19 protein-coding genes and 1 tRNA gene are annotated in these 25,318 nt (G+C 60.7%); 10 read left to right on the top strand and 10 right to left on the bottom strand.

The window, feature by feature from the left end:
* Window positions 1–73 precede the first annotated feature (73 nt).
* From NTD82_RS19000 to drt3b, 4 genes are all read left to right on the top strand, one after another.
* A complete protein-coding gene (locus tag NTD82_RS19000; RefSeq protein ID WP_262129807.1) occupies window positions 74–1,318 on the top strand; it encodes an SAM-dependent methyltransferase in 1,245 nt (414 codons plus the stop codon).
* A gap of 425 nt (window positions 1,319–1,743) precedes the next feature.
* Window positions 1,744–1,819, top strand: a tRNA-Thr gene (locus tag NTD82_RS18995).
* 221 nt (window positions 1,820–2,040) lie between these two features.
* On the top strand, window positions 2,041–3,327 hold the full coding sequence (gene drt3a, locus NTD82_RS18990) for an antiviral reverse transcriptase Drt3a (protein ID WP_262129804.1): 1,287 nt from the start codon (window positions 2,041–2,043) through the stop codon (window positions 3,325–3,327).
* On the top strand, window positions 3,320–5,242 hold the full coding sequence (drt3b, locus tag NTD82_RS18985) for an antiviral reverse transcriptase Drt3b (protein WP_262129802.1): 1,923 nt from the start codon (window positions 3,320–3,322) through the stop codon (window positions 5,240–5,242). The genes drt3a and drt3b overlap by 8 nt, the downstream gene beginning before the upstream one ends.
* Before the next feature lie 388 nt (window positions 5,243–5,630).
* Here the strand turns inward: drt3b and NTD82_RS18980 are convergent, their stop codons facing one another.
* Window positions 5,631–5,945, bottom strand: coding sequence for a DUF3077 domain-containing protein (locus tag NTD82_RS18980; protein WP_262129800.1), 315 nt, complete (start codon window positions 5,943–5,945; stop codon window positions 5,631–5,633).
* Between the two features lie 370 nt (window positions 5,946–6,315).
* On the opposite strand from NTD82_RS18980, the gene NTD82_RS18975 reads away from it, so the two are divergent.
* From NTD82_RS18975 to NTD82_RS18955, 5 genes are all read left to right on the top strand, one after another.
* Window positions 6,316–7,380, top strand: a complete 1,065-nt coding sequence (locus tag NTD82_RS18975) for a DNA topoisomerase IB (protein ID WP_262129798.1) — start codon at window positions 6,316–6,318, stop codon at window positions 7,378–7,380.
* Between the two features lie 115 nt (window positions 7,381–7,495).
* The gene (locus NTD82_RS18970) at window positions 7,496–7,999 is read left to right on the top strand and encodes a sigma-70 family RNA polymerase sigma factor (RefSeq protein ID WP_262129796.1); all 504 of its coding nucleotides are present in this window, start codon (window positions 7,496–7,498) and stop codon (window positions 7,997–7,999) included.
* Entirely contained in the window at window positions 7,996–8,940 is a 945-nt protein-coding gene (locus tag NTD82_RS18965) for a FecR domain-containing protein (protein WP_262129794.1), read from the top strand. Before NTD82_RS18970 ends, NTD82_RS18965 begins: the two co-directional genes overlap by 4 nt.
* A 111-nt stretch (window positions 8,941–9,051) precedes the next feature.
* A complete protein-coding gene (locus NTD82_RS18960; protein WP_262129793.1) occupies window positions 9,052–11,484 on the top strand; it encodes a TonB-dependent siderophore receptor in 2,433 nt (810 codons plus the stop codon).
* 108 nt (window positions 11,485–11,592) lie between these two features.
* Window positions 11,593–12,717, top strand: a complete 1,125-nt coding sequence (locus NTD82_RS18955; protein ID WP_262129791.1) for a Fic family protein — start codon at window positions 11,593–11,595, stop codon at window positions 12,715–12,717.
* 96 nt (window positions 12,718–12,813) lie between these two features.
* Here the strand turns inward: NTD82_RS18955 and NTD82_RS18950 are convergent, their stop codons facing one another.
* From NTD82_RS18950 to NTD82_RS18935, 4 genes are read right to left on the bottom strand one after another with little or no spacing between them, the layout of a single operon-like run.
* Entirely contained in the window at window positions 12,814–15,735 is a 2,922-nt protein-coding gene (locus NTD82_RS18950; RefSeq protein ID WP_262129790.1) for a bpX6 domain-containing protein, read from the bottom strand.
* Complete coding sequence (locus NTD82_RS18945; RefSeq protein ID WP_262129789.1) at window positions 15,728–17,551, bottom strand: hypothetical protein; 1,824 nt, start codon at window positions 17,549–17,551, stop codon at window positions 15,728–15,730. The genes NTD82_RS18950 and NTD82_RS18945 overlap by 8 nt, the downstream gene beginning before the upstream one ends.
* Window positions 17,551–17,985 carry a hypothetical protein gene (locus NTD82_RS18940; protein ID WP_262129788.1) on the bottom strand — a complete coding sequence of 145 codons (435 nt, stop codon included), beginning with the start codon at window positions 17,983–17,985 and terminating at the stop codon, window positions 17,551–17,553. Before NTD82_RS18940 ends, NTD82_RS18945 begins: the two co-directional genes overlap by 1 nt.
* Entirely contained in the window at window positions 17,982–19,103 is a 1,122-nt protein-coding gene (locus tag NTD82_RS18935) for an AAA family ATPase (protein WP_262129786.1), read from the bottom strand. Before NTD82_RS18935 ends, NTD82_RS18940 begins: the two co-directional genes overlap by 4 nt.
* Window positions 19,104–19,347: 244 nt before the next feature.
* Here NTD82_RS18935 and NTD82_RS18930 point away from each other — a divergent pair, with 244 nt between their 5' ends.
* A complete protein-coding gene (locus NTD82_RS18930) occupies window positions 19,348–19,800 on the top strand; it encodes a DUF2846 domain-containing protein (RefSeq protein ID WP_262129785.1) in 453 nt (150 codons plus the stop codon).
* Between the two features lie 54 nt (window positions 19,801–19,854).
* Here the strand turns inward: NTD82_RS18930 and NTD82_RS18925 are convergent, their stop codons facing one another.
* From NTD82_RS18925 to NTD82_RS18905, 5 genes are all read right to left on the bottom strand, one after another.
* A complete protein-coding gene (locus NTD82_RS18925; protein ID WP_262129784.1) occupies window positions 19,855–20,535 on the bottom strand; it encodes a CatB-related O-acetyltransferase in 681 nt (226 codons plus the stop codon).
* A 102-nt stretch (window positions 20,536–20,637) separates the two neighbouring features.
* Window positions 20,638–21,957 carry an alginate export family protein gene (locus tag NTD82_RS18920; protein ID WP_262129783.1) on the bottom strand — a complete coding sequence of 440 codons (1,320 nt, stop codon included), beginning with the start codon at window positions 21,955–21,957 and terminating at the stop codon, window positions 20,638–20,640.
* A gap of 54 nt (window positions 21,958–22,011) precedes the next feature.
* A complete protein-coding gene (locus NTD82_RS18915; protein ID WP_262129782.1) occupies window positions 22,012–22,401 on the bottom strand; it encodes a nuclear transport factor 2 family protein in 390 nt (129 codons plus the stop codon).
* Window positions 22,402–22,464: 63 nt separating this feature from the next.
* Entirely contained in the window at window positions 22,465–23,766 is a 1,302-nt protein-coding gene (locus tag NTD82_RS18910; protein WP_262129781.1) for an NAD(P)/FAD-dependent oxidoreductase, read from the bottom strand.
* Between the two features lie 33 nt (window positions 23,767–23,799).
* Window positions 23,800–25,215, bottom strand: a complete 1,416-nt coding sequence (locus tag NTD82_RS18905) for an APC family permease (RefSeq protein ID WP_262129780.1) — start codon at window positions 25,213–25,215, stop codon at window positions 23,800–23,802.
* Window positions 25,216–25,318 lie beyond the last annotated feature (103 nt).

Here is a 25,318-nt window from a genome sequence, read left to right as displayed (position 1 = left end):
TCGCCCCCACTGTAGGAGCGAGCTTGCTCGCGAACACCCCCCAAGCCGCCGCCCTCACCACCAGGCCACCCCCATGTCCCACCTGGAAAACGACCAACTCCTCCCCCGCTTCCAGGCCCTGGACCACTTCCTCCGCCAGCACCACGCCCTCTGGCACCCGCGCCCCTTCACCACCCGGCACCTGCCGTGGGAAACCGCCCACCCGCAGCTCGCCGAATGGCTACGCACCCGCACCCTCGAACAGGCCGAATCCGCCCACAACCAGCCCCACACCGTCCCGGCCCCCGCGCCTTATCCACAACTGGCCGCCGAAGCCCAGACACTGTCCGCCCTCGGCGACTTATCCACAATCGCCCTCACCCCGGCGACGCCGCGCCTCAGCACCGACGTCCCCGGCCGCAAATGGCAACAGATCGAAGCCTTCGCCAGCCACCTCGACTTCGCCCGCCGTCCGAGCCACTGGCTTGACTGGTGCGCCGGCAAAGGCCACCTCGGCCGCCGCCTGCTGAACCCGGACCAACACCTCACCTGCCTGGAATATGACCCCGCGCTGGTTGCCGCAGGAGAACACCTCAGCCAGCACCACCACCTGCCGGCGAGCCACCACCTCCAGGACGTCATGGCCACAGACGCCGCCGCCCGCCTCCGCGCCGACCACACCCCCGTGGCCCTGCACGCCTGCGGCGACCTCCACGTACGCCTGATGCAACTCGCCAGCGCCGCCGGCTGCCCGCAACTGGCCATCGCCCCGTGCTGCTACAACCGCACCGCCGGCCCGCACTACCAGCCGTTATCCACAGCCGCCCGCGCCTCCGCTTTGCAACTCGACCTCGACGACCTCGGCCTGCCCCTGAGCGAAACCGTCACCGCCGGCAGCCGCGTCCGCCGCCAGCGCGACCAGTCCATGGCCCGCCGCCTCGGCTTCGACCTCCTGCAACGGCAACTGCGCCAAACCGACGACTACCTGCCCACCCCCTCACTGCCCAGCGCCTGGCTACAAAAGCCCTTCGCCGACTACTGCCGCGACCTCGCCGACCTCAAAAACCTGCCTATAAAGGAAGCCCCGGACTGGGACGCACTGGAAGCTGCCGGCTGGAAACGCCTGGCCGAAGTGCGCAACCTCGAACTGCTGCGCAACCTCTTCCGCCGCCCCCTGGAACTCTGGCTCGTCCTCGACCGCGCGCTCTACCTGCGCGAACAGGGCTACAACGTCCGCCTCGGCACCTTCTGCCCCCACCCCCTCACCCCGCGCAACCTCATGCTGCTGGCGGAACAACCTGTGGATAACTCTGTGAGCAACTTCACAACCAAGGTTTGAAAAAAATCCCCCCGCGTCGGATTTTTCCACTTGAGGCTTTCCGGATCATCTGCTAAAGGCCAGCAAAAACAGCCATTTGGTCGCGCGACACTGTGACGCGGTCGCGTGCTTGCATGGGGTGCAAGGGGTCGATGTGGTTTGTGCATAAGCGTTAAAGCGAATTAGGCGGGAGTGCTTCAGATCAGCTTATCCACAAACCCCGCGCTCCCCTCCCCACCCAAAACCCGTAGGAGCGAGCTTGCTCGCGAAAGCCCGCTCAGCCATCGCAAAACCCAACGACACCGGCATCCAGGTTTCCAAGGGCACAAGCCCCCCACAAAACGCCCCGCCAGAAACGCCAAAAGCCCCGAAATACGGGGCTTTGAACAGGATTGCAAGGAAGTGGTTTACAGATCCAAACCGATCGCTATAATAGCGGCCCTACTGCCGGTATAGCTCAGATGGTAGAGCAACTGACTTGTAATCAGTAGGTCCCGGGTTCGATTCCTGGTGCCGGCACCACACATGGCTTCTTAGCTTTAAGAAGCACCAAAACCCGCCAATGAGCGGGTTTTTTTACGTCCAAAAATCGCCCTCAACCTGAAACACTTCCTCGTCACACGCCTTCTTCGTTTTCTTAGGATGCCAAAATAGTGGCACGCTGTGATATCTTCGGCACTTGATGTCTAACGACCAAGTTTCTACACAAAAATTCAAGGACTTAACAACTTCAGGGATCGAAGATGCTTAACCAAAATTTTTCCCCAGAAAACCTAAAAAAATTTCTTCATAGCAAACGAGATGTTCGAAAATTAAAAAAACAAAATAACGGACAAGACGAACACTCAATACTTACGAATACCAGCTATGAAATTGACAGTTCAAATTTCACATTTAAAAGCCTTTCATCTTCCATTCTTAAAAACAAAAAAATTGTCAGAATAAGACAGCTCAAAGAAACTATTATACTTAGAAAACTTAATGACAACCTTAAGCGAATTTACGGCGTAAAGCAATCCAATCGACGAGAGATTACAAAACAGGTTTTTGTTTTACTGAAAGAACCGAACCCCCTGTACATAGTTAGACTTGATATAAAAAGTTTTTTTGAAAGCATGGACTTAAATAGAGTCTTACTTCCAATAACTCAGGAGACTCTTCTCTCTCCGACCTCAAAAAAAATAATTAATGCTTTACGAAGCAACCCCGTATTTCCACTACATATTCCTAGAGGGATAAATATAAGTTCGACCCTCTCTGAAATCCACATGCGGAAATTTGATCACATTATCAAAAACCAACCCGGTGTATATTATTACGCCAGGTATGTGGATGACATAATAATTTTCCTTCACAAAGACTTTTTAATAACCCACAAGCTTGAGATCTACAAACATCTCCCTGATGGATTAAAGACTCATAGGAAGAAAAGCAAATTTCTACCTATCAACTGTAGATGCGAGATCAAATGCGTCTGTGTAAATAACTGCAGATGTCGAGTGAAATGCGATTGCTTACCTGACCCCAATAAAGACATCACTCTTGACTATTTAGGATACAATTTTAAATTTTCAGACATACCAAAAATCCCAAGAAACACCAGTTCGAAAAATGTTGTTGTTACGCTAGCCTCTCGAAAAGTCAAAAGAATAAAAACCAGAATAACCTTGGCTCTACTTGACCATATAAAAACGCCAAATTTCTCACTACTAAAAAATCGCTTGCTTTTTTTAACCGGCAACTGCGAATTTAATATCAAGGGCGAATTCAAGATAAGAAGCGGAATATATTACAACTACCCACTTTTGAACCACAACGATCCCGCACTACTAGCTCTAACAACTTATTTGAGAAAAGCTGTACACAGCAAGAAAGGACCTTTCGGAAAAGCACTTTCAAACGTTTTAATTAATACTCAAAGATCGGAACTAGGTCGACTCTCATTTATCTCTGGATTTAAAAATAAAATAACTTACAAAATGAGTGAAGAAAAGCTTAGCGCGATTAAGGAGTGCTGGAAAAATGCCTAAAACAAGGATCAACAGGGGCGACTGTACTCGAGTTCTGCTGACGGAAACGATCCCTTATGAAGTTCCAGTAATTTTCAGCAATGAAGGCTTCTACACTAATATCAAAAGTAAAAATTCGTACATAATCGATCTTTTAGAAAAGTGGCAGAAAACACAAAACCACTGGAAGATACCACTTCCATACAAAATTAAAAAAGATTCTTTAGGCGCACGAAGTCTAAGTCTACCGCACCCCATATCACAACTTGACTTCGTGGACTTTTATAGTCAATACGACGTCTTAATTACATCGCTTTGCTCAAGGAGCAAAATTTCTCTTCGGGCACCGGTAAAGATCGCTGGTTTTTTCTATGATCGTGATCTTCCTCATATCAAAGATGATCCGTTCTCCGAAAGCAAAGTGCTTGATAATTCTGAGAGCGCAAACCTTCCGTACGCAAGCTCATACTTTTCATACAGCAAATACAATTTCCTATATAAATTCTATGAGTCTTATGAGTACCACAGAATAGAGAAAAAATTTAATTTTCTTATTAGATTTGATATATCGAAATGCTTTAGCTCTATTTATACGCACTCCATTGCCTGGGCAGTTAAAGATAAAAAATACGCCAAGAACAACCATAGCGGCATGTCTTTTGAAGGGCGTTTTGACGAAATAATTAGAAACTCTAATCACGGAGAGACTAATGGAATAATTATTGGTCCGGAGACCTCTCGCATATTTTCTGAAATAATTCTCCAACGTATAGATAACGACACAATTTTAGCTCTATCAACTGAAGACCTCGAGATAGATCGAGACTATACAGTGAAAAGATACGTGGACGACTACTTTGTCTTTTCAAAAAAAGAAGAAACGTGTAGATATATATTCAAAAAATTCAAAGAAAATTTAGAAACCTACAAACTACATATAAATGAGAGCAAAACTGTAACATTCACCACGCCGTTCATGACATCTTTGACTGTGGCGAAAAGTGAAACACGTAGTTTTATGGATGCTTTTTTTGAGAGTAAGATATTAGAAAACGAACAAGGTGAACTATACATCCACTACACCGGCTCTCCGTCGAAGAATGCAAATCGCATCATTCAAGAGTTCAAGCAAATCTTATTTTCTAACGCTACCGACTATTCGGGCGTCGCTGGCATAGCTTTGAGTCGAATAAGCAAAAAAATTAAGAAATTTCGCTCAGTCAACTTTAGCCACGATCCTAAAACAAGAGATAGTGCATTCAACTTACTATATGTAATCATTGAACTTTCATTTTTTATTCTATCTATGAGCCCACGGGTAAGGGTGACGTATTTAGTAATTCAGATTTCTGCGGCATGCCTTGAAATTTCTAGAAACTTATCTTACGACCACGAACATAGTTTAAAAAAGAAAATTTTGGACGAGAGTATGTTGTTTTTAGAGTTGATGGCCTATGACGAGAAAGACGACTGCAAAGTCGAGTCGCTAAATTTGATTACTCTATTATCGACTCTCGGGAGCGAATATCTGCTGCCTCCACAAACACTAATATCCCTTTATGGAAAAATTGGGTCAGAACCAAATAGCTGCTATTTTGATTCAGTAACCTTCCTGCACTACATAAAAGACAATGTCAACTATACAGAGCTAAAAGAAAATATTCTTTCAAAAATTCAGACTGCAATCTCAAACGATAAACGAGCCATAGAATCCAATACCGCTCACTTGCTACTGGACTGTATGGCCTGCCCCTATATATCCGACCAATATAAAAAATCAATCCTTACTGTTCTTTTGAACAATCTTGAAGCGCCTAACAAAGGACGCATCAATGACTATTTGAACTCACTTTCGAAGACTTGGTTCGTAAACTGGAGCGACCGAATCAATTTACAGCACGCTATTGAAAAAAAGGGCTTGAAATTTACATATTGATTAGCTAGCATTTCCTCACTTGGTTAAGTGCCACTCAATACTGGAGCTTCGGTGCGTAACTGCAGCGGTACGAGGTTCTTGAGCGGAATTTATTTCGCACACACACATAGCCTTTCCAAGTGAAGCTGGGTACGATGAAAATCTACCCAGCTTTTTTAATATTCGCCCTCTCCTGCACAAATACATCAATCTGCGTGAGAAGCCTATTTAGGCTCGATGTAGTTGCCCAAAACATCTATCAGCAAATCGCTACCGCTTTTAACACTCGCCATCCCCAAAGTGAAACCTTCCGGCCCGTCGCATTCTCCCACCGGGGTTTAACAGAAGCTGTATGCCGCAAACAAAAAGGCCCACCTCCCGGTGAGCCTTCTTCCTTCACACAGCGCTTTTAACTACTCACCCCCAACCGCCTCATCTCAATCCCGTCCAACACTGCATCCACCAACCCTTTCGCCATTTCCGCCGAATGCATCGGCGCGAGCAGAAGCCCGTTGCTGATGGGCAGGTCTGCGCTTTCAAAGGTTTGCTGGAGGGTGTCGTAGATGCCTTGCATGAGTAGCGAGGCGTGGACCAAGGCGTCTTCTGCGTCTATGTCGGCGCGGACGGTGAACATGGGGGGATGGCCGGCGTTGCATTGCCCAAAGACGAGGGCGGCCGTTTTGCCGAGGACGGCACTTGGGGGATCTGGAACAATTTTATTCATGGCGAAACTCCTCTCGAATGGAGTCATCACCGTTCCGCGACCAAACAGATTGGTGACGACTGTGCAACGGGTTGGTCGACCGGGACAAGAGGCAAACCCGGTAGGCACGAATGCCTCCCGCACACAGCCGCCATAGCACGCGTCTGACGCCAAAGCGCCGGAATGCATGGGGGATGTGTCTGTTTGCACCTTGTTCAACGGGCGACCAAACCCGATCGCTGATACGCAGCGACCGCGGAAGCCTACAGCCCATCCCCCAGCGAGGCAAGAACACCCTGCCCCCGAACCGTCCCGTTGAAACACGCGGAACTAAATCCCCCACAAACCGGGCTAATCCAGTATCACCCACCAAACCCCACAGGCCCTCGACGTGAGCGATCCCCAAGCCCTTCCCGCCGGTCTGCACTACGTGGACGACACCCTGCCCGGCATCCGCCGGCGCAAGCTGCGCGGCAAGTTCGCGTACTTCGACAGCCAGGGCGAGCGCATCCGCGATGCGAAGGTCGTGGCGCGCATCAATGCGCTGGCGGTGCCGCCGGCCTACACGGATGTGTGGATCTGCGCCGACCCGAACGGTCATCTCCAGGCCACCGGCCGGGATGCGCGGGGGCGCAAGCAGTACCGCTATCACCCGCGCTGGCGCGAGGTGCGCGACGCGGACAAGTACGCCAGCCTGCTGGCCTTCGGCAAGGCGCTGCCGGCCCTGCGGGAAACCTTGCAGCAGCATCTCGCCCTGCCGCTGCACAGCCGGGAAAAGGTGCTGGCCACGGTGATCCAGTTGCTCGATGACACGCTGATCCGCATCGGCAACGCCCGGTATGCCGAGCAGAACCGCTCTTACGGGCTGACCACGCTGCGCAATCGTCATGTCGAGGTGAGCGGCAGCACGATCCGTTTTCACTTTCGCGGCAAGAGCGGTATCGAGCATGAGGTGAGCGTGAATGACCGGCGTCTGGCACGCATCATCAAGTGCTGTCTGGAGCTGCCCGGGCAACAACTGTTTCAGTACCTGGATGAAAACGGCGAGCGCCACAGTGTGACGTCGAGCGATATCAACAGTTACCTGCGCGAGCTGACCGGCGCCGAGTTCACCGCCAAGCACTATCGCACCTGGGCAGGCAGCGCCCTGGCACTGACGCTGCTGCGCGAGCTGGAATGGGAGCCTGAAACCACGGCGAAAAAGCATGTGGTGGCGATGGTCGGGGAAGTGGCCGCCGAGCTGCGCAATACGCCGGCGGTGTGTCGCAAGTGCTATATCCACCCGGCGCTGTTTCAGGCGTTTCATGCCGGAGAACTGGCCAGCCTGCGCCAGGCCACGCCGCGCAAGGGGCTGCGCGCTGAAGAGAGCCTGCTGATGCGCTTTCTCGAAAAGCTGTCGGCCAGCGCGGAGCAGGCCGGGATGGCTGAGGTGAAGGGGCCGCCGTCCGCCTCATGAACCGCCGGTCCGCTTTGTGCGGTCCGCCTCGACGCAAGGAAATTCAGCCCTTGCGCACAACACCCCTCGCCAAGATAATGCGACCGATTACCATTAACGTCCTGGCACCCTCCCCATGTCGGCACTTGATCATTCGGCGCTTCATCGGCTGTACAGCGAGCACAACGGTTGGCTCAAGGGCTGGTTGCGGGTTCGCCTGGGCAACACCGCCGATGCGGCCGACCTGGCGCAGGACACGTTTATCCGGGTGATGACGGCGCGCAATGCCGAGCCGATCCGCGAGCCCCGCGGTTATTTGAGCGCCATCGCCAACTCGCTGCTGATCGACAAGTCGCGGCGTCGCACCATCGAGCAGGCCTATCTGCAAGCCCTGGCGCTGCGGCCCGAGCCGGTGGAGGTGTCGCCGGAGGTGCGGCTGTCGATCATCGAGATGCTGATGTCGATCGACGCGATGCTCGATGAGCTGGGCAGCCGCACGCGGGAGATTTTTCTCGCGGTGCAGCTTGAAGGGCTGACCTACGTGGCCGCCGCCGAGCGCTTCAATGTGTCGGTGACCACGGTGAAGAATCATCTGATCCGCGCCATGACCCGCTGCCTGCTGCTGGTCGAACCCGAATGAGCACCGCGCCGGACCTCAAGATTCTCGAGGCCGCTGCCACCTGGTACGTGCAGCTCAATGACGGCGCCCACGACGACGCGCGAACCCTGGCCTGGCAGGCGTGGCTGCGGGCCAGCCCCCAGCACGCCGCGGCGTGGGCACGGGTGGAATTGCTGCAGCAACAATGGACGCAGGTCTCTCCGCACGCCGCCCTCTCCGGCTTGAGCGCGGCGCAGGCTCAGCGGCGGGATGTGGTGAAAGTGCTCGGCATGCTCATCGCCGTCGGCGGCACGTTGCTGGCCAGCGAGCAGGTGCCGTACCGGGCGATGCTCGCGCAGCAGCGCACCGGCTTCGGCGAGCGCCGCGCGCTGCAACTGGAAGACGGCTCGCAGTTGCACCTGAACGTGAATTCCGCGGTGGATATCCGCTTTGACGGGCAGCAGCGGCTGGTGCGGTTGTTCCGCGGCGAGATCATGATCCAGACCGCCAAGGACCCGGCCCAACGCCCGTTCATCGTGCACACCGACGACGGCAGCGTGCGCGCCCTCGGCACGCGCTTTTGCGTGCGGCAACTGGACGGGCGAACGCGGGTCGGGGTGCTGGAGGACGCGGTCGAGCTGCGTCCGCTCGACGATCCCGCCCGGGTGTCGCGGCTGAACGCCGGGCAGCAGGCGAGTTTCGATTTTGCGCACGTCGAGGCGGTCAGCGCGCTGCCCTCCGGCGCCAGCGCCTGGACGCAGGGCATGCTCAGCGTGAACGACTGGCGTCTGGGCGACTTCATCGCGGAACTGGAGCGCTATCGCCCCGGCGTGCTGCGCTGCGCAGCAGCGGTTCAGGACTTGAGCATTTCCGGCGCGTTCCGCGTCGACGACAGCGATACGATCCTGGAAAACCTCGGGCGGACGCTGCCGGTGCAGGTCCGTTATCTGACGCGCTATTGGGTCAGCATCGAGGCGGTTTGAGCCGCTGTTGCAAATAGTCTGTCCGCGACCTTGCTGATTTTGATTCTCATCCGTCAATGACATACGCCGCGATCACAGCGAGTTTCTGCCATTACAACGGAAGGATCATCCATGCGTCAGTCACCCCTCACCACCACGACCAAGATAAGCCGCGCGGTTCGCCTCGCGGTGCTGGGTGCGTCCCTCGCCACGCTGCCCGGCCTGGCCCTGTTGCCGGCCCAGGCGATGGCGCAAAGCCAGGGCACTTATCAGATCAGCGCCGGCCCGCTGGGCAACGCCCTGACCCAGTTCGGCGTGCAGGCCGGGGTGACGATTTCGTTCGACACCGAACAGACGCGCAACCTCACCACCAACGGGCTCGACGGTGCGTACAGCGTCGATGAAGGCCTGGCGCGCCTGCTCGGCAACAGCGGCCTGCGGGCCGAGCGCCAGGGCAACGGCGGTTATGTGCTGGTCGCGAGCCAGGCGTCGGCGGCGCTGGAGCTGGGCGCCACCGAGGTGACGTCGAACCAGTTGGGCACCATCACCGAAGGCAGCGGTTCGTACACCCCCGGCACCATCGCCACGGCCACGCGCCTGGTGCTGACGCCGCGGGAGACGCCGCAGTCGATCACCGTGATCACGCGCCAGCATATGAATGATTTCGGACTCAACTCGATTGATGACGTGATGCGCCACACACCGGGCATTACCGTGTCGACCTTCGACAGCGAGCGCACCAACTACTACGCCCGCGGCTTCTCGATCGAGAACTTCCAGTACGACGGGATCCCGACCCTGCGCAACTCGGCCTATTCATCCGGCCAGACCCTCAGCGACATGGCGATCTACGATCGCGTGGAAATCCTCAAGGGCGCGACCGGCCTGTTGACCGGCGCCGGCGCGCCCGGCGGTACGATCAACCTGATCCGCAAAAAGCCGACCCAGGATTTCAAGGCGAGCGTAGAACTCGGCGCCGGCAGTTGGGACAACTACCGCTCCCAGGTCGATGTCAGCGGCCCGCTGACCGACAGCGGCAACGTGCGCGGCCGCGCCGTGATGGCGTATCAGGACAAGCATTCGTTCATGGACCGCTATGAGCGCAAGACCAGCGTGTACTTCGGCACCGTGGAGGCGGACCTGGGCGAAAACACGCTGCTGACGGTGGGTTTCGACTATCAGAACAGCGACCCGAAAGGCTCGGGCTGGTCGGGCAGTCGTCCGCTGTTCGACCGCAGCGGCAACCGCATCGATGTGTCGCGCTCGTACAACAATGGCGCCAAGTGGAGTAGCTGGGAGCAGTACACCCAGAGCGTGTTCTCGACCCTGGAGCACAACTTCGCCAATGGCTGGGTGCTGAAAGGCCAGTACACCCATCAATACACCGGGTACGACGCGCCCATGGGGGCGATCCAGCTTGGTCCGTTCCCCGCGACCGGTCTCTCGACGCTGTACGCCAATAAGTTCACCGGCGATACCCGCGCTGATTCCGGCGATATCTACGCCAGCGGACCGTTCAACCTGCTCGGCCGCGAACATGAATTGGTGGTGGGTGCTTCGGCGTCGAACTCGCACTGGAGCGGCAAGGACTACGGCAACCCGACCCACGCCAACGGTCGTGTGGTCGACTTCTGGAGCTTCGACGGCAACTTCCCGGAGCCGAACTGGAACACGCCGACCAAAGTCATCGATGAAACCACGCGACAAACCGCAGGCTATCTGACCACGCGCCTGAATGTCACGGACGACCTGAACGTGTTCCTCGGCAGCCGTGTGGCCAACTACTGGCTGACCGGCGACAACCACTCCACCGAGACCGGTAAGCTCGTCCCTTACGCCGGCGTGACGTACGACCTGAACAACACGTTCACCGCTTATGCCAGCTACACCAACATCTTCATGCCGCAGGTGTACAACCGCGACAGCGCCAACAAGCTGCTGGAACCGGACGAAGGCAAAAACTACGAAGTGGGGATCAAGGGCGAGTTCTTCGGCGGCAAGCTCAACACCAGCCTGGCTTATTTCGAAGTGCACGAAACCAATCGCGCCGAGCCAGACGCCGAATACAACGCCAATCCGACCACCCCCGGCATCGGATACGCCAACCGCGGCATCAAGGCCAAGACCAAAGGCTACGAAGCCGAGGTGTCCGGCGAACTGGCGCCTGGCTGGCAGATCCAGGCCGGCTACACCCACAAGATCATCCGCGACGAGCATGGCGAAAAGGTGTCGACCTGGGAGCCGGAAGATCAGGTCAGCCTGTACACCACCTACAAACTGCAGGGTCCACTGGACCGCCTGACGATCGGCGGTGGCGCCCGCTGGCAGGGCAAGGCCTGGCAGAACGTGTACAACGGGCCGAAGAGCCGTTACGAAGACTTCGTCCAAGAGGATTACTGGCTGGTGGATGTGATGGCCAAGTACCAAGTGACCGACCACGTCTCCGCGACGCTGAACGTCAACAACCTGTTCGACAAGTACTACTACACCAACATCGGGTTCTATAACACGGCCTACTACGGCGACCCGCGCAATGTGATGGTGACGACTCGCTGGGATTTCTGATCTCGACGCGTAAAAAGCGGCCTTGTGATTCCGTGTGAGCCGAATACACTTCTTATTCGGCTCACAAAATGAGCCGAATAGATTCCGTATTCGGCTCAGAGGTTTCCCATGACACCCCATTGGATCTGGCAACAACCGCAATGGCCGGCCTTTCACTGGCAGGCGGATCAGCTCGGCGAGTTGCTGCGCCAGTGCGTGCATGAGCAAGGCTTGCTGGCTGGAAAGATGGGGGCGGTGGGCGACGAGCAGAGCCGGCAAAGCATGCTCGATGCGTTGTTGCAGAACATCATCACCTCATCCGCCATCGAGGGCGAAACCCTGAATGCGGGGTCGGTGCGTTCGTCCCTGGCGCGGCGCCTGGGCGTGGATGAGGTAGACACAAGCCAGACCAGCGCGCGTAGCGAAGGTCTTGCCGAGCTGATGCTGAATGCCATCCAACACCCGGAACAGCCACTGACGCAGGAACGCCTGCTGCACTGGCACAACCTGCTGTTTCCGAACCAGGACGCTTCACTGGCGCAGCGCTCGCTGCGGGTAGGCCAGTTGCGCGGCGATGAGCCGATGCAAGTGGTATCCGGCAGACTGGACCGGCCCACAGTGCATTTCGAGGCCCCGCCGCGCGAAGGGCTGGAAACGCAACTGGAGCGTTTCCTCGACTGGTTCAATGGTGACTCGCACGCGCTGCATCCACTGCTGCGCGCGGGCGTGGCGCATTTCTGGTTCGTGACGTTGCATCCCTTCGACGACGGCAACGGCCGGCTGACCCGAGCCCTCACCGACCTGGCCCTGGCCCAGGGCGAACAGCAGGCGATCCGCTTCTACGCCATGTCCGCCAGCATTCTCGACAACCGCGCAGGCTATTACCGCATCCTGGAACAGAGTCAGAAGGGTACGGTGAATATCACTGAATGGCTGATGTGGTTTCTACAAACGCTGTTGGCGGCCATGAATCAGGCGTTGGGAACCATTGATCGCGTGCTGAACAAAGCGCGGTTCTGGCAGGCGCATCGTTTGACACCGCTGTCGGCGGAGCAGTTGAAGGTGCTCAATCGACTGCTGGACGGCGGCGCCAAGGGCTTCGAACACGGCATCAGCGCCGCGCAGTATCAGGCGGTGGCGAAGGTGAGCAAAGCGACGGCGACGCGGCATCTGGCGGATTTGCTGGAGAAGGGGTTGCTGGAAAAACTGGAAGGCGGGGGGCGGAGTACGCGGTATCGGGTTGTGGAAGGGTGAGCTATTCAGCGGTCAGGCGCTATCGCATGAGTTGAGCCTCAATTCTGTAGGAGCGGCTGTTAGCCGCTCCTACAGGTTCCGCGTCAAGCCATCCTGTCAATTCACCACCACATTCCTCTGCCACCCCTCCGCCACGCTGATATGGCTCAGCCGTCCCTGCCCATCAAACAGCATCCAGTCACTCCCCACGCACCGGACCTGCACATCCGCCGCCGGCCAGTCGAGGCGGGCGCAGAGTTGGTCGCTGCCGCGGTGGGTGAAGTAAACGCGGGTGTCTTCGCCGGCAAGGGCATAGCAGGCCACCAGCCACGGGCCGGAAAGGTAGAGGTTGAGCGGGTCTTCTGTCGGGGTGTTTTCTTCGAAACCGGGCAGTCGGTAGCCTTTGCGATTTCCTTTGAGCTCCAGCACCAGAATGGCGTCAGCACCGGGCTTGAGTTTGAGGCCCACTTCGGTAACGTCGCCGTTGGCCGTCAGCAGCAAGAAGCTGTTTTCATGCTTCAGCCCCGGCAGCGGATCGTTGCCCGCCAGCCGCCGCTCAGGCAGGCGGTAATGCCACACGTGGCCGCTACCGTCGGCACCGTGCAGCCAGATGGATTCGTTGTGTTCATCCTCTTTGAGCGCCAGCACGCGGCCCGGCAAGTCGCTGACATGCCACAGGGTGGTGAAGTCGCGGTCGGCGTCGACCACACGTAACTGGTGGTCGCGGCCAATGGTCCAGCCGGTGCCGTCGAACGAGCGGGCGAAGACGTCGAAACGCAGGACGCCAAGGTCAAGGGCGCTGCGGTTGACCAGGTCGAGCTTGCTGACGCGCCAGACGTCACTGCGCCTGGCAACCACCAGCGCGACCTGACGGCTGTGGCCGATGACGATGGCCTGGGCAGGCACAGGGAAGTGGAAGACCGTTTTGCCGTGGGCGTCGATCACCGCCGCGCCGGCTTCGCCGAGGGCGATCAGGTAGCGTTGGTCGTCGAGCGGGACGGCGTCGAAGATCGGTCGGCTGCCCAGCTCCGGGGCGGTCCATTCCTGCACGGCGTCGACGCTGTCCAGCGGCACCACTGTTGAGTGCGGCGGGGCTTTGTTGGGCAGGTCGGTGAGCAGGAGGTTGTCCTTGCTCATTTTGATCAGGGCCTTGAGTTGATCCTGGGTCAGTTGGCCGTGGCCGCCCGCCTGGTCGGCGACAACGGCATTGGCGATGGCGCCGGCCAGCCACGCCAGCGCGCCGCCGCGGGTTTTGTGCTCCAGCAGGGCTCGGACCAGCACGGCGCGTTCGGCGTGGCGCTTGGGATCGTCGCGCAGTTGCTCGACCCAGTCGCTGTAGGCGTCGAGCGTGTCGGGCAACAGGATCGCGCGTTTGACCAGCGCGCCAATCGCCAACTGGCCGCCCGCCGCTTCGGCGTTGAGCAGCCATTGCGCGGCGCGCTCGCGCTCGGCGGGCAGGCTCCAGACTACGTCCACGGCTTGCAGCCAGAGGCCTTTGCCGGTGAGGGCTTCGGCCCATTCCAGGCGCAGGCGGTCGGCGCTCTCCGGCCACTTTTCCTGCAACAGGGCCACGGCGTCGGCAAAGGCGTCGTCGCGGCGGGCCACGAGAATCGCGCGCTGCCAGTCACCCGCCGCACACAGCAGGCGCACGATCATCGCCGGCGCCATGTCCCAGGCGAGGGCCAGCTCAGCGGCCTGGGTGTGTCGGCCGTGGGTTTCCAGATAGTCGAGGGCTTCCTGGCGGGCCTTGAGCAGTTCGGCGAGGACGAAGGCCGCTTCGTCGACCCGGCCTTCGCGGTCCAGGCGCTCGAACGAGTGACGGTAGATTTTCCGCAGGTGATCGTCCATGCCCTCGTCCATGAGCATGCTTCGCGCCGGCCCGCGTTGGCCGTTGAGGCTGAGGTCGTCGCGGCGTTTGGGCGCGCCGAACGCCTGTTCGCGGCTGCCCTGCTCGTCGCCGAGGGGGATGGCGTGACGCAAGGCTTCCTGGAAATCGCCGCTCTCGAACATCTCGAGCATGCGCCGCATGTAGTCGGCCTGGCGTTTGCCGTAGAGGGCCGACAAGCGCGAATTGAGGGTGAGGCGGGTCAGCAGGCGGCGCCACAAGGCGGGGCGGGATTGTGTTGGGCGCGCGCGGCCTGGAAGCGCTGGAGGCTTGGCCGGTGCGTCTGCCGTTCCCGGCGATTGGGGACGTGACGCCGGCTGTGCGCTGTGCCGGCGTTGCAGCAACGCGCGCACCGCCGCCAACAGCAGCGTCACCACGATTGCACCGATGAGCGTCGCGGCGATCATCTTGAGAATCGCGTTCCAGGTGTCCGTGTCGTTGGCCGACGCTGAGCTGACGCCGCCACCGCTCAACCAGCGCAAGGCGAGGATGATCGCAATGGCCACCCCCAGCTTCGGCCAGACGGACGATGTCGAATCAGGACGCTGCCACTCATCTTTACCCGCTGCCTCGGCGGTAGCTTTCGGCCCGGCCTGCGCGTTCTGCTGCCGCGCCTGCAGGGCGTTCATCACCCCTTCCCGCTCCGGGCTGACCGGCGCCAGCGCGTCGCCGAAGATTTCCCTCGTGTCGGCAGACGGCGTCAGCAGATCGAGATCCGGTTCCGCCAGCGTGCTACGGCAGTCGTAGGTGTCCAGCAGGGTGTAGCCGCTGATATCGATCCACTGCTCCGGCGACAGCACTTCGGCGTCGCGCAGGTGCAGGGCCTCGACGTGGCTACCGCGTACCAGCCAGAGGTCCGCCGTTGGCATCGTGCGGATTTCTTCGGGGCTGAGCAGCGCGGAACACAGGGCGCGGCCCTGACGAATCAGCGGCCAGCCGGTCAGGGTTTCGCAGTGCACCGACAGCGGCCGGCGCAAGCGCAACAGGTCGCCATCGACAAAGCGCCAGGCACTGGCGCCGGTCTGCCACTGGCTCAGGATCAGCCGCGCCGCCGCGTGTTCATCGAAGCGTTCGCGGGGCAGCCACAGGCCGTCGATCAATTGGTGCCCGGTCAACACCGGGCGGCGAATCAACGCCACGTTGTCATCAAGCACCCGACAGCATCCTTGTGGTTTCCGGTGTCTGGTTGCAGCTCACCTGCAGCCGCAATCTGCCTTGCGCCAGCGAGTACACCAACAGCTCGCGGGCGCTGGTGAGGACGGCGATCAGCTCGGTCATCGGGCAGTAGCTGTAGCGCACGATTTCTTCGCTGGTGGTGAACAGCATCCGCTGCTCCCCTTCCTCGTAGAGGGCGACGCTGCGCTGGTTCGGGCCCAGCAGCACCAGGGCGCAATGGTGTTCTTCCTTGCGCTGTCGAAGGCCGATGCCTCTCCAGCCGGGGGCCAGTTCGATGCGCTCCGAACGCACGGGGAAGCTGCTGGCGGTCATCACCGTCCAGCGCTCGCTGCCGTTCTCGACCGAGCACAACGCGCAGCCGCCGAAGCCCACGCGCCACGGCCAGCCGGCGATGAACAGCACTTGGGTGACGTCCTTGGCCGGGCCCACCATGAACGGCCCCACGACACCCGAAACACCTACGGCGCTGGCATACAACTGGCTGCCGTCGCGGCGCACGTAGGCCATGGCGTCCTCGTCGACCTTGGCCATCGCCATCACGTCGTCTGCCAGGTAGCGGGTCTTGCCGTTGTCGGGCCCGGCATCGGTTTTGCCCGCGATGGACCAACTCGCCAGATGGCCTTTGCTGTCCAGCAGAAGCAGGCGGCTGGCGGTGCTGTTGCGAATCCAGACGGTGGGCAGCAGCGTGGCGGTGCCGGGCGGCAGTTGCAGTTGGTCGCGGCTTGGTTTGTCCACTGCTTTCAGGCCGCTCATGTGCCAGAAGCGCAGTTGATCCCCCTCGCTCAACACCGCGCCAATGGAGCGCCCGAGGAAGGTGATCCCCAGCGGCGACGAGCTGCCGCTCCAGACCGAAGTGCGAACTTCCAGCCCCTTTTTCTGGTTATGCGCCGGCAGCTTGATGACCACCATGCCGGGTTGGTCGAGCAGCCTGAGCGCCACGTGGCCGCCGTGGCTGGAGATGATCGGCGCGAGGGTCTGGGCGACGCGCGGCACGGCGCCTTTGACCGGTGCGGCAACCACTTCGCCTTCGAACTGGCCCTTGAGCAATTGCAGCGCCGAGCCCTCATCAGGGATCGGCAGCAACACCCGGCGTTGGCTGCCCGCCAGCAATTCGAACGTCAGGCTTTGGCCGTCGAGGCTACGGTGCAGGTGCACGCGGTGGGAGCAGAACTGGCGGTCGCTGGCGGGCAGGCGCTGTCCCACCAGCCAGCACTCGCCGGCCTGTTGCGACTGTTCGCCGAGCCAGTGACGCCAGGCCTGCCAGTGTTCCTCGCTGACCACGTTCCAGGTGCGCGCGGCGAGCAACGCCTTGAGCTGCGCCGCGCCATCGAAGGGCCGCAACTGTGGCGCGTCCTGAAGAATGCCCCAACGCAATTCGGCGCCCGCTTCTTGCGCACGGCGCGCGAGCAGCATCAACAAGGCCAGATGCACCAGCCGCGCCGCGCCCAGTTGCAGCGGACCGGCATCGAACAGCACCACGATCAGGCGACTGGCCTGCCGCGCCTGGTACTGCGGGGCGAGAAACATGTGCTCACCGGAGACCGCCCGGCGCAGGAATTCTTCCGGCACCTCGCCCGCCAGCAGCCATTCGCTGGACAGCAGGCGCTCGTAGGAACCGCGACGCTGCAGGTCGCCCAGGCCGTCGGGCTCGGGCACACCGCCTTGTTGCAGGCCGCGCCACGGACCGAGGATCGGGTTGAGGCGCCCGAGCAGATCGGCGAACAACGGCAGGTGCTCGGGGGCGAACCAGGTCAGCCATTGCCGCCACGGTTGCAGGGAGTCAGGTAATTGCATCAGCGGCCCGTCCAGTGCGCGGCGATGCGCTGCACATGCTGCGACGTCAGCGGCAGTTGTCGATCAAGGGGAACCACCGCCTGCGGCTCACGCCAGAGCAACAGCGGCGCGCGGGAAAAGGCGCGCGACAGCGCCTGGCCGAGCAGGTCCAGCGGCACGTCGGGTTCCCAACTGGTGGGCAGCCACAGGCCGGGCGCGCGCTCATCGGTGGCGGCATATTCAACGCCATCGACCCAGGGCAAATCCTCGGCCGCGCCACACACCACTAGCACATCGCGATTGGCCGTGGCTTGCAGCCGCGCCGCCTGTTCTTCGGGCAACGTCGCCAGACGCGCATGCAGGCGCCGCGCCGCATCGCCCCAGCCCACCGCCGCCTGGGGCGCGGCCGCTTCGGAGCGCGGTCGCCAGCCCCAGCTCATCAGCGGGGCATTCATACAGTGCTGGTCAGCAGGCGGGTCACGCGTCCACGAACGTCCTGTAGTTGGGCCGGCATGGTCTGGCTGTTGAAGTTGGCGTCGATTTCCCGCAGCAGGTTTTCCAGTTGCGCGCTGGCAGGTGGCTCGCGGCGGGCGAGGTAGTCTTCGGCGGTTTCCAGGAGACGGCTGAGCCGCGACATCGGCTGCAATGTCGCCTCTTCCACGGCACTGAACAAATGGCTGTTGCTGGACTGGGCGAACAGATCGCGCAGGACCTCGCGACCGTGCTGCTGAATCTCCTTGGTCGGCAGCACGTACAGCAGCGGCCACAGGTCCGCTTCGCTGGCTTCGGTGCGACCACTGAGCAACGCGGCGGCGGCGATCAGGCGCTGGGACTTGACGATGCGCCGGTCCGACAACTGCACCCCGGCCTCGCGCAGGCGGCGGATGGCCTGGGCCAGCGCGGGACGAACCTGCGCGAGGTCGACATCTTTCAGCGCATGGCCCAGCACATCCAGCTGGCTCAACCCCAGCAGTTGCTGGACCGGGCGTTGCTCGGACTGCCAGCCGCCGGACAGCATCGCTTCGAGCTGGTTGTCTGGCACCGCGTCGACGAACAGGTGCAGCAGGAAGCGATCACCGAAGGCCGCCAGCGCTTCATCGTCCGGCAGGCCGTTGGCGGTGCCGACGCACACCCGCAGCGGGCATTGGATCTGTGTGTGACCGCGACGGAAGCGGCGTTCGTTGAGCACGCCGAGCAGCGTATTGAGGATCGCGGTGGAGCCGAGGAAAACTTCGTCGAGGAAGACGATATCGGCTTCGGGCAGCATGCCGCTGACATCGGTCTCCACCGTGCCCTCGCGCAGTTTTTTCAGGTCCACGGTGCCGAACAGTTCGGAGGGTTCGGTGAAGCGCCCGAGCAGGTATTCGAAATAGCGCCCGCCCATACACTGCGCCACCCGGCGCACCACCGCACTCTTGGCGGTGCCGGGCGGACCGACCACCAGAATGTGCTCTTGCGCGACGGCTGCCAGCACGATCAGCTCGGCCAGTTGCTCCCGCCCCACCAACCCCTCGGTGGCGACCCGCACCGCCTGACGAATCTGTGCGGCAGCGCTGTGCAATGACGCGGACATAAGCATCTTCCCTGAGCTGAAACGAAGAATCTTGCCTCAGGAAAAGGCGTAATCACAAGAAGGAAGATGCCGTGATAGAGCGCCTGATTGCCCAGATAACCAAGCCCTGAACTATTGACGCCGCTCATGAACCCTCGAAAAAACCACAGCAGCAACACGATAAAAACAAACGGTATGGCAGAATGATATCGCCGGAGCACTCACTGCTCCGGCGCCTTCATTCTCTTCTTTAAAAGGATTTTCAATGCGTAACAGCATCAAGCTGCTCGGCACTGCTCTGGGTTTCGCCATCCTCACCGGTTGCGCCTCCGTACCGATGGGTTCCACTGAAGCAGACGCCCAGCTCAAGACCTTCTCCGCGCCACCTGCAGACAAGTCTGGCCTGTACATTTACCGCGACAGCTTCACCGGACAAGCACTGAAGAAATCGCTGACGGTTGACGGCGAACTCATCGGCGAAACGGCGAAAGGCGTGTACTTCCACCGCTTCCTCGCCCCAGGCAAACACGTTATCGGCACTGAATCCGAGTTCAGCGACAACACCCTCACCCTGGTTACCGAGCCGGGTAAGAACTACTACCTGCGCCAGTACATCAAGATGGGTGCATTCGTGGGTGGCGCTGGCCTGGAGCAAATCTCCGAAGCCCAGGCGCAGCGTGATCTGAAAGATTGCTGCAAGCTGGCCGCGTCGAAGTAAGGTTTTCGACGCGGTAATCCGAGCCTTCGAATCAAGGTCCGAAGGCTCGGACTGTCACACTCGACGCCCACCCTTGCGCCTCAATTCCAGCCGCCGATAGGTCGCCGGCGAAAGCCCTTCCAGCTTCTCCAGACACGCCGCCGGATCGTTCAGCGGCAGTTTCTTCAGTGCTTCGAAATCCCGCTCCCACCACTGGGTCGCCAGTAGGCGCTCGATCATCTCTTCGGGATAGCGATAGCGAATCACCCTCGCCGGCACGCCGGCAACCACCGCGTAAGGCGGAACATCCTGAGTGACCAGAGCGCGGGTGGCGATGATGGCGCCGGTGCCGATATGCACGCCTTCGAGAATCAGCGCCTCGTGGCCGATCCAGACGTCATGACCAATGGTGGTCATTTCGATCGGCGCATCGTATTCCCAGTCGGTGTCGGTGTACTGGAAGGGATGGGTGCTCAGCCAGTCGGTGGGATGGTTGTGTTTTTCCTGGCCGATGACCACGCCGTTGCCGATGGAGCAAAAGCGCCCGATGGCACCGACGAACTGCAACTGACCTTCGCCGCGAATGTAGGTGTGGGCACCGATGGACAGCGCATGGCTGGCAATCTGCACGTTGCCCATGCGCACACCGTCTTCGAGGGTGAGCACGGACTTTTTGTGGAACTTCGACAAGCGAGTACCCAGCTTGCAGCCCTGGCGGCGGATCCAGCGGTTCCAGTACCAATCAGTGAGGGGCATCCCCGACTCCTGTTGTTGTTCAACGTCCCCCAACCTGACGGCGAGGGGGCGTAATGGTAGTCGCTCAGGTCGGGAAATGCAGCCGGGGGCCGTCAGTTGCGCTCAGTAACTCCACACCAGCAACACCTGCCCATAGAGATTGCCCCGCGACGTTTCCAACTGGCTCCCGCCGTCTTCCGCGCTGCGCCGGGGTTTGTAGTAGCCCACCAGCGGCAGCAGGCTCCAGTGCGAGTCGATAGCCCACTCCGCGTAAAGATCCAGCTCGCGACCGTCGCGATTGCCCAGGCTCGGGTCGAGGGTGTCGAAGGTATAGAACAGCGCACCCACGTTGACGCTATCGCTAACGGCGGCCTTGACGCCGAGATGGTGCACGCGGGTGTTGCTGTTGAACGGGCCGGCATAGTTGGACGCGACTTCGCCCTGGAACCAGGTCCCCAGCGCCCGGCCATTGCCGTAGAACAGCGGGTCGTAGCCTTCGGAAAAGCGGCTGTAGCGGTAGTTGACGCCGGGTTTGCCGGGCAGTTGCGAGAAGGTCCAGCCGGCTTCGAGGTACCAGGCGTTTTCGTTGCCGGCGTCCTTGCGCTCCCAGGCGTGTTCAGCGGCGAGGAACAGGTCGCTGACACCGGCGTTGCCCTGGGCGCGGACGCTGTAAAGCTTCATGCCCTTGCGCTCGGGGTAGAGCAGTTCGGCCAAGGCCTCGTCGGTGTCGGTGACCTTGATGGCGGTCAGGCCGAAGGTGGCGGGCGCAGCGATGTGTTCGAGGGTCGCGACCGCCAGTTCAGGGCTGGCCTGGGCCGGGTTGTCGGACTTTAGCCACATCAGGTCGCCACGCCAGCCCTGGTCGCCGCCCAACCGCAGGACGGCGGTCTGATCGAAGGCCTTGCGGCCGGTGAGGTAGTAGGCCCCGCCGCGGTTGACCGCGCCGTCGAGCATGCCGCGGCCGATGTTCAGGGCGTCGCCGGAAATCAGGAAGCCGTCACCCACCACCACGTTCTGGCGCCCGCCAGAAAGCTCCACGCCGTTCTCGCCCAAGGCCGGAAAAAGATCAGCGGAGCGCCAGCCGAGCCAGGCGTTTTCGATTTTCGTGGTGCGCTCGTCGCCGACCGTCCAGCCGGCGGCATCGCCATCGCCGAAGGTGGCGCTGCTGACCCAGTCGAAGGCGCCATGGAGTTCGCCAAGGCCAGTCGTGCGGTGCTTGAAGTCGATGCCGTATTGCAGCGTGGTTTCCTGCCAGTTGACGCTACCGGGCTCACGCTCGCCGGTCTGGCCGTAGCTTTCGCGGCTGTGGAAGAGGCCGGCAGCGCCTTGCAGCCTGGCGGAGATTTCACTGTCGGCGTCCTGATACAGGGTCATCGCCTGCGCCCAGGGTGAAAGAGCCAGCAGCAGCGGGACGGATGCCTGGAGTTGTTGTTTTCGCATCATGACGGTCTCGGAACAGGAAGGAGAATGGCTCCCGCAGGAGCCGGCGACAGGGCTTCAGGCGGGGATCTCACCCTCGGCATACATGTCGGCGATCACCCGCCACTGACCCTCGATCAGCGACCAGACGAACAGGCTCTTCATCGCGAACGCCTCGCCCTGCAGCGGCAGCACGCGCCAGGTGACCCAGGTGTAGGCGGCGCTGTCGCCCAGCGCGGTGAGGCGGTCGATGCGGATCGAGGCACCGCGGGAGTCGGTCACCAGGGCGGTGAGCAGTTCGCGCAGTTGCGCGGTGCCGTGGTACAGCGCGTCGCTGCCGGCGCCGGTGATTTCGGTGGCGTCGGTGTACAGCTCGCGGACGATGGCGTCGGCATCGCGGCGAGCCCACAACGTTTGCAGCAGGTCGAGCCGGGCTTGCAGGGACGTTTTCAGGGCAGCAGAAGGCATGTTCGAATCCTCTCGGTCGAAGGGTGGGTGCCCCGTCAGGGGCGTTTCAGATCGGGTTGGGGTTCAGCGGCGGCCGTTACGATAGCCGGCGAGTTGGTGACTGACCTTGCCCAGGGTGCAGATCAGGTTGCGCAGGTTGTCCTTGCCGGGAATGCGGGTGCGGGGGATCGCGCTCATCACGTCCCAGTGGCGCGAGCCGCGGGTCATGCCGTCGGCCACCACCTGGCTGATGACGTGGCTCGGGGTCACGCCGAAGCCGGAGTAGCCCTGGACGAAATAAGCGTTGGGCCGGCCCGGCAAGGTGCCGATCTGCGGGAACAGGTTGGCGCTGCACTCCATCGGTCCGCCCCAGGCGAGGTCGATGCGTACGGGTTCCAGGTAGGGGAACACCTTGAGCATCAGCTTGCGGTTCCACTCTTTGAGGTCGTTGGGGATGTACTCAAGCATCCGCGTGGCCGAGCCGAACAACAGGCGGTTTTCGTTGGTGACGCGGTAGTACTCGATCACCGGGCGGATGTCGCTGAAGGCGCCACGGATGGGGCTGATCTGCTGGATCAGCGCGTCCGGCATCGGCTCGGTCACCAACTGGAAGGCGTAGGTATTGACGATGCTCTTGTGCAGGTCGGGTTCCAGGCGGTCGAGGAAGGCGCCGCACGACCACAGGATCTTCTTCGCCCGCACCGAGCCTTTGGCGGTGCGGATGTGAATGGTGTCGCCGTAGGTCACCTCGAGCACCGGAGTGTTTTCGAAGATCCGTCCGCCCTGCTCCATCAGTGCCTTGGCGGAGCCCAGCAGCATGTTCAGCGAATGCAGATGACCGTTGCCCATGTGCTTGAGCGCGCAGGTGTAGACATCCGAGCCGACGATGCCACGGACTTCGCTGCCTTCCAGATAGGCGATCTCATGGTTCGGGCTGAGTTGCTTGAATTCCTTTTCCCACGCCTGCAGCAGCTTGCCCTGGCGCTTGTTGAATCCGAGGTAGCCGTAGCCGTGGCGGAAGTCGGCGTCGATGTCGTATTTGGCGATGCGCGACTGGATGATCGACGCGCCCAGGTCGCTGATCTCGAAGACGGCCTGCAGGCCATCGTTGCCAACGCTCTTGCGGATCTTCTCCAGGTCGTGGCCGATGCCGGCCATGATGTGCCCACCGTTGCGACCCGAACCGCCGAAGCCCAGGTAGCGAGCCTCCAGCAGGACGATATCGGTGACACCGCGCTCGGCCAGTTCCAGTGCCGTGTTGACGCCGGAAAAGCCGCCGCCGATGACCACGACCTCGGCTTCCAGGTCCTGCTCCAGGTCGGGGAACCTGAGGTCGTATTTGCGCGTGGCGGTGTAGTAGGTGGTGGGGGTTTCTACGGACAGCATGGGTTCACCTTGTACGTGTCGTGATCGAACCGGTTAACGGGAAAGCGCGCCCGGCGTGGGGTGACGGTCCTGCAGCCGGCGGATGCCGTAGAGCACCAGCGACAGCAGGAGAATGCCCAGGCCGGTGGCGACTTCTTTCAGGCCGCCGTAGCCAGCCAGTTCCGCCGACGCCGTGCCGACCACCACCACGACGGCGGTGAACAGGCTCAGGACCCAGGCGACCGGAATCCAGCCTCGGCCCAGCCGCACCGGACGCGGCAGGTCCGGCGCGTCGTGGCGCAGCAGGAGGAAGCCGGACAAGGCGAAGAAAATCGCCACCAGGTAGCCGATATTGGCCGTCACCAGCATCGCCAGCGGCGAGGACAGCAGGAAGATCATGGCCAGGTTGAGTACCACCGCCACGCTCATGCAACGCCCCGGCACCTGGTGCTTGTTGAGGGTGCCCAACTGGCGGATGGTCAGGCCTTCCAGGGCCATGCCGTAAAGCGCGCGGGAGCCGTCGGCCAGGGCGGCATTGAGGCCCATGAACAGGCCGACCAGCAGGGCAACGATGAAAAAGTCACTGTAGCCGCTGCCCACCACCGCGTTGAAGGCGTCGATGTAGAAGCCGCTCGGGTTGGCCAGCGCGGCTTCGCGGTCCACCAGCCCGCCAAGGCCGAAGGCGACGGCAGCGAACACCAGCACCGTGTAGCCGCCGGAGGTCAGCAGGGCCAGGCGCATATCGCGCTGGCTGCGGTACTCCGGGCCGAAAGCGGCGCACATCTCGGTGCCGTAGGCGCTCCAACTGACCAGGAATAACCACACCAGGGCGGTGCGCCAGAAACTCCAGTCCAGCGCCACCGGCTCGCTGAGGGCGTGGCGGAAACGCTCGACGCTCCAGCCATCGCCGAACACCGGCGACACCGCCAGCACCAGGATCGGCACCAGCAACAACGCGCCCATGTATTTCGACACCGACGCGGCCATATGCACGCCCAAACGATTGAACTGCCAGAACAGCAACAGCAGGCCGGCCCCGATCAATTGCGGCAGACCGACACTCAGCGGGCCGAAGCTGTAGCTCCAGGTCTGGCTGGAGAACCACTGGGCCTGTGCCAGCGCGCCGGCGCTGACACTGACGATGGACAGCACCGCCGACCAGCCCAGCCAGTAGCCGAACGAGGCCAGCGGACCGACCAGCGTGCAACGCCGGCGCCAGCCCTCGGTGGCGATCATGGCGATGCCGCCGGGCTTGTCCGGGAACATCGCCGAGACTTCAAGGAAGATCCAGTTCTGGCACGCACCGACGGCGGCCGAGCCGACCCAGAGCGCCAGGGCGCCGACCGGGCCGAGCACGCCGAGGGCGAAACCGAAGGACGCGAAGATGGAACCGGACACCGCCATCGACAGGGCGAAGGCGTCGGTCCAGCGCAAGGTGGGCTGTAGATGCTGGCTATTGTTGTTATTCATGGCCGGATACGCGGTAGTGGGACGAGCCATGATTAAAGACCCTCGCCGCCTGTGCTGAACACGGCTCACAGCGCCAGCCGCTTGCCTTGCCGTGCCATGCGTC

It is taken from the genome of Pseudomonas sp. 5P_5.1_Bac1 (genome assembly GCF_025466015.1).
Classification (GTDB): Bacteria; Pseudomonadota; Gammaproteobacteria; order Pseudomonadales; family Pseudomonadaceae; genus Aquipseudomonas.
Note: the sequence above shows the minus strand (reverse complement) of the source record. Positions and strands in the feature narration are given on the sequence as shown.

Bases quoted from the DNA above. Each gene is read 5' to 3' on its own strand.
- NTD82_RS19000 (WP_262129807.1), top strand. From the start codon at position 74: ATGTCCCACCTGGAAAACGACCAACTCCTCCCCCGCTTCCAGGCCCTG.
- drt3a (WP_262129804.1), top strand. From the start codon at position 2,041: ATGCTTAACCAAAATTTTTCCCCAGAAAACCTAAAAAAATTTCTTCAT.
- drt3b (WP_262129802.1), top strand. From the start codon at position 3,320: ATGCCTAAAACAAGGATCAACAGGGGCGACTGTACTCGAGTTCTGCTG.
- NTD82_RS18980 (WP_262129800.1), bottom strand. From the start codon at position 5,945: ATGAATAAAATTGTTCCAGATCCCCCAAGTGCCGTCCTCGGCAAAACG.
- NTD82_RS18970 (WP_262129796.1), top strand. From the start codon at position 7,496: ATGTCGGCACTTGATCATTCGGCGCTTCATCGGCTGTACAGCGAGCAC.
- NTD82_RS18965 (WP_262129794.1), top strand. From the start codon at position 7,996: ATGAGCACCGCGCCGGACCTCAAGATTCTCGAGGCCGCTGCCACCTGG.
- NTD82_RS18960 (WP_262129793.1), top strand. From the start codon at position 9,052: ATGCGTCAGTCACCCCTCACCACCACGACCAAGATAAGCCGCGCGGTT.
- NTD82_RS18955 (WP_262129791.1), top strand. From the start codon at position 11,593: ATGACACCCCATTGGATCTGGCAACAACCGCAATGGCCGGCCTTTCAC.
- NTD82_RS18945 (WP_262129789.1), bottom strand. From the start codon at position 17,551: ATGCAATTACCTGACTCCCTGCAACCGTGGCGGCAATGGCTGACCTGG.
- NTD82_RS18940 (WP_262129788.1), bottom strand. From the start codon at position 17,985: ATGAATGCCCCGCTGATGAGCTGGGGCTGGCGACCGCGCTCCGAAGCG.
- NTD82_RS18935 (WP_262129786.1), bottom strand. From the start codon at position 19,103: ATGTCCGCGTCATTGCACAGCGCTGCCGCACAGATTCGTCAGGCGGTG.
- NTD82_RS18930 (WP_262129785.1), top strand. From the start codon at position 19,348: ATGCGTAACAGCATCAAGCTGCTCGGCACTGCTCTGGGTTTCGCCATC.
- NTD82_RS18925 (WP_262129784.1), bottom strand. From the start codon at position 20,535: ATGCCCCTCACTGATTGGTACTGGAACCGCTGGATCCGCCGCCAGGGC.
- NTD82_RS18920 (WP_262129783.1), bottom strand. From the start codon at position 21,957: ATGATGCGAAAACAACAACTCCAGGCATCCGTCCCGCTGCTGCTGGCT.
- NTD82_RS18915 (WP_262129782.1), bottom strand. From the start codon at position 22,401: ATGCCTTCTGCTGCCCTGAAAACGTCCCTGCAAGCCCGGCTCGACCTG.
- NTD82_RS18910 (WP_262129781.1), bottom strand. From the start codon at position 23,766: ATGCTGTCCGTAGAAACCCCCACCACCTACTACACCGCCACGCGCAAA.
- NTD82_RS18905 (WP_262129780.1), bottom strand. From the start codon at position 25,215: ATGAATAACAACAATAGCCAGCATCTACAGCCCACCTTGCGCTGGACC.